The organism is Mesorhizobium sp. M7A.F.Ca.US.005.03.2.1 (genome assembly GCF_003997795.1).
Classification (GTDB): Bacteria; Pseudomonadota; Alphaproteobacteria; order Rhizobiales; family Rhizobiaceae; genus Mesorhizobium; species Mesorhizobium ciceri.
The window spans coordinates 1-2,491 of the sequence record NZ_RZRP01000895.1 but is presented as its reverse complement, the minus strand read 5'-3'; the positions used below and the strand labels follow the sequence as shown (position 1 = coordinate 2,491).

Sequence of the window (2,491 nt, the reverse complement as noted above, 5' to 3'; positions counted from 1 at the left end):
CGCCTCGAAAATGGTCTGGTCGCAAAGCGTGATCGCCAATGCCTGGCCGGGCAGCACCAGCGATAGCAGCGCATGCGCGTCGGCCACCGAGCGGGCATCGGCTCCAGCGGTATCGCGGTCACCGAGATCCTCGATGCCGGCCTGGAAGAACTCGTTGCCGCCTTCGCGGCGCTGGCGAAACACCTCGCCCAGATAGGAATAACGGCGCGGCGTGCCGGCCTGCGAGCTGATGTGGTCGAGACAGACCGGGATGGTGAATTCCGGCCGCAGGCACAATGTCTGGCCGGTCTCGCTTTCGGTCAGGAAAATCCGGCGGCGCAGATCCTCGCCGGCCATGTCGAGGAAGGGGTCCGCCGGCTGCAATATGGCGACCTCGACGGCGTGCGTGTTGCGCGTGGCGAAGAGGTTGGTGATGTCGGTGGAGATGGCGGGGGTGCGGGAGGTCAACTTGCTGACCTCAGTGCTGCACGACCCTCTGGTCCCAAACCAGAGGCGCCAACGCGACCTCTACTTGCCACGTGCCCTCTCCTCGGCCTGCGCCGCCAAAATCTTCCTCACCTCGGCGACCAGCTCGCCCTCCGCCACGGTCACCTGCGCCGGGCGCGCCGCGCGCCATTCGGCGTTGTCTGATATTTCGGCCGACATGCGCGCGCCTTCGATCAAATCCTTGATCTGCAGCTCGCCCTTGGCGCGCTCGTCGCCGCCCTGGATGATGGCGACCGGACAGCCGCGGCGGTCGGCATATTTGAGCTGCGCCTTCATGCCGGCGCCGCCGAGATACATTTCGGACCGAATGCCGGCGGCGCGCAGCTCCGCCACCATCTTCTGGTAGCGGCCGAGGCTGTCGGTGTCCTTGTCCATCACCAGCACGACGACCGGCGCAATCACGTCCGAGGCATCGAGCTTGCCGAGGTTCTTCAGCGCGGTCATCAGCCTGGAGACGCCGATGGAAAAACCGGTCGCCGGCACCGGCTCGCCGCGAAAGCGCGAGACGAGGCCATCGTAGCGCCCGCCGCCACCGACCGAACCGAAGCGCACGATCTGGCCGTCTTCGTTGGGGATTTCGGCCAGAAGCTCGGCCTCGAAGACAGGGCCGGTGTAGTATTCGAGGCCGCGCACGACCGAGCGGTCCATGGCAATCCGGTCTTCGCCATATCCGGCCGCCCTGACCAGCGCTTCAATCGTGGCGAGTTCGCCGACGCCTTCCTGGTAGATCGCGTTCGAACTGACCATGGAATCCTGGCCGGCCTGTATAGTCCTCGCAGTCGCGAGAAGAACCGCCTCGGCTTGCCCATTGTTCAACCCGGCGCCCTTGGCGAAGTCGCCTTCGCCCTCCTTGCCGCCGTCCCAGCGGCCCGGGCCAAGCAAAAGCTTCACGCCTTCCGGCCCGAGCTTGTCGAGCTTGTCGATCGCACGCAACACCGTCAGCCGGCGGCCGGCATTCTCCTCGCCGCCAAGGCCGATCGCCTCCAGCACGCCATCCAGCACCTTGCGGTTGTTGACGCGGATGACGTAGTCGCCGCGCTTGATGCCCAGCGCTTCCATGACGTCGGCCATCATCATGGCCATTTCGGCGTCGGCGGCCACACCCGGCGTGCCGATCGTGTCGGCATCGAACTGCATGAACTGGCGGAAGCGGCCGGGGCCGGGCTTCTCGTTGCGGAACACCCAGCCTGAGCGATAGCTGCGGTAAGGTTTTGGCAGCCGCTCGTAATTCTCGGCGACATAACGCGCCGTCGGCGCGGTCAGGTCGTAGCGCAGCGACAGCCACTGGTCGTCGTCATCCTGGAAGGAGAACACGCCTTCGTTCGGCCGGTCCTGGTCGGGGAGGAATTTTCCCAGCGCATCGGTGTATTCGATCAGCGGCTGGTCGGCCGGTTCGAAACCGTAAAGCTCATAGACCGAGCGGATCGTCGCCATCATCTTCTCGACGGCGCGGATGTCCTCGGCGCTGCGGTCGGCAAAGCCGCGCGGCAGTCGCGCTTTCGTCTTTTCCGATTTATCGGCCATGGGGTGTTTGCTCGGCGTTTTATGATGCTTGCAGGTCGGCAATGTTGCGATTTTCGCAACGCGGGTGTCCTAACCGAAGAGGTCGGATGCGGCAAGGGTCAGACCTCTGGCGCTGCCGATGAGAGAAGGCGATGCCGCACCTCCTTGAAACCAATCCGGACCGCAAATGAAACAATCCCGCCATGCGTGCGGCATCGTGCCGACACAATCGCCGCCGATAAAGCGCGGGAAATGAGGGTTCGCGGCCATGACCAGCACAGCAAGATTCCATGCCATCGACAGCGACGCCGGATTGTCCGCACGCCTGCGCCCGGCCGACATCAACGTCCCGAAAATGGTCAGCCAGGCTGCCGGACCGTTCGAAGTACCCGCCGACACCGGCAAGGGACCATCCATGCGCGACGCGTTGATGACCGGCCTGCTGGTGATCTATCCGACCCTGGCCACGGTGGTGGCGATCGTCGCCGGCCTGGTGCTGGCC

General features: G+C 64.9%; 3 protein-coding genes. 1 reads left to right on the top strand and 2 read right to left on the bottom strand.

The genetic code is table 11. The features are described 5' to 3' along the window. Nucleotides 1-447: ATP phosphoribosyltransferase regulatory subunit (locus EN991_RS32130; protein WP_206519295.1), on the bottom strand; the 447-nt coding region annotated here is incomplete at its 3' end. Nucleotides 448-507: 60 nt separating this feature from the next. Then, complete coding sequence (hisS, locus tag EN991_RS32125) at nucleotides 508-2,010, bottom strand: histidine--tRNA ligase (RefSeq protein ID WP_127370257.1); 1,503 nt, start codon at nucleotides 2,008-2,010, stop codon at nucleotides 508-510. 247 nt (nucleotides 2,011-2,257) lie between these two features. On the opposite strand from hisS, the gene EN991_RS32120 reads away from it, so the two are divergent. Further along, on the top strand, nucleotides 2,258-2,491 hold a 234-nt coding region (locus tag EN991_RS32120), incomplete at its 3' end, for a hypothetical protein (protein ID WP_127370256.1).

Coding starts and splice junctions, on each gene's coding strand:
- hisS (WP_127370257.1), bottom strand. CDS start 2,010: ATGGCCGATAAATCGGAAAAGACGAAAGCGCGACTGCCGCGCGGCTTT.